The 586-nt window shown below is 34.1% G+C and carries 2 protein-coding genes; both read left to right on the forward strand.

What is annotated here, in order from left to right:
* Nucleotides 1-86: 86 nt before the first annotated feature.
* Complete coding sequence (locus FC89_RS12750; RefSeq protein WP_169790215.1) at nucleotides 87-260, forward strand: hypothetical protein; 174 nt, start codon at nucleotides 87-89, stop codon at nucleotides 258-260.
* Nucleotides 257-586: IS66 family insertion sequence element accessory protein TnpB (gene tnpB / locus FC89_RS07530; RefSeq protein WP_235804402.1), on the forward strand; the 330-nt coding region annotated here is incomplete at its 3' end. The genes FC89_RS12750 and tnpB, both read left to right, overlap by 4 nt.

Consider the following 586-nt stretch of genomic DNA (forward strand, 5'->3'; position numbering starts at 1 on the left):
GTAAGCACCTAATAATCGACCGTCTATAAAAGAGTATATTTCAGCGGTAAAATTACCTCATCAATAAAAAATGATGAGGTGTTTTTATGACAAGTAAACCTGATGTTGTTCAGATCAAAATGGATAAATCCTTTAATCCGCAGGCTTCATCTCCTACTAAAGCTTTTCAAGTTAGTGTTGATGATAATAAAACTGTTATCGTATATAACCGTATTCAGGGATATATTTTAGATTCTTTAATCAAGGCGGTTTTCAAATGATGTTGCTTGATATGCGAAAAATTAAGGGTATTTATCTTATCTGCGGCAAAACTGATCTTCGACGAGGAATTGATGGACTGGCAAATATAGTTTTAGACCAATTCAAGCTTGATCCATATTCTAAATCTTTATATCTGTTTTGCGGTACAAGAAAAGATCGATTCAAAGCTTTATATTGGGACGGAGATGGTTTTTGGCTGCTTTATAAACGAATTGAAAATGGTCGTTTACAATGGCCTACAAATGAAAATGAAGTAAAGAAGCTTCATACCAAACAATTAGAACGTCTACTTTCTGGTTGGGCTGTCGAATCATCGATTCGACAA

Origin of the sequence: Liquorilactobacillus ghanensis DSM 18630 (genome assembly GCF_001435235.1) — a bacterium.
GTDB lineage: Bacteria > Bacillota > Bacilli > Lactobacillales > Lactobacillaceae > Liquorilactobacillus > Liquorilactobacillus ghanensis.

Excerpts from the sequence above, each read along its gene's own strand:
- FC89_RS12750 (WP_169790215.1), top strand. The coding sequence starts at position 87 with ATGACAAGTAAACCTGATGTTGTTCAGATCAAAATGGATAAATCCTTT.